This is a genomic window from Lactobacillus rodentium (genome assembly GCF_003423665.1).
Taxonomy (GTDB): domain Bacteria; phylum Bacillota; class Bacilli; order Lactobacillales; family Lactobacillaceae; genus Lactobacillus; species Lactobacillus rodentium.
The window spans coordinates 1-451 of sequence record NZ_BFBY01000033.1; the positions used below are offsets into that span (position 1 = coordinate 1).

The window sequence follows — 451 nt, forward strand, 5'->3', positions numbered from 1 at the left end:
AATAAATTAACTTTACCTAGCAAAGTTAAAAAGGCTACAAAGATAGTTACACCTAACTTACGTTAAAATAAAAACAGCATACAAAAAAGGCTTCTGCTTAACTGATATGAACCCTAAAATTAGGACATATTATTGAGCCAGTTGATTTAAAACCATATTTCGATATTGAATCGGAGTATGGTTTTTTATTGTGCTCTTGATTCTTTTGTTATTGTAGTAATAAACATATTCTTTGATTGCTTTTTCAAGCTCATCTAAATTCTTAAATGTTTTCTCAAACCCATAGAACATTTCTCGCTTTAAGATACCAAAGAAACCTTCCATTAATCCATCATCTAATGAATTTCCTTTTCTAGACATTGATTGCTCAATACCATGATCTTTAAGCCAACTTTGAAAAGCAGGATGTTGGTATTGCCAACCTTGATCAGTATGAAAGATAAGTCCATTC

At 30.6% G+C, this 451-nt stretch carries 1 protein-coding gene; it reads right to left on the bottom strand.

The genetic code is table 11. The annotated features are described in order from the left end of the window. Window positions 1–129: 129 nt before the first annotated feature. On the bottom strand, window positions 130–451 hold a 322-nt coding region (locus LrDSM24759_RS07640), incomplete at its 5' end, for an IS3 family transposase (RefSeq protein WP_157964254.1).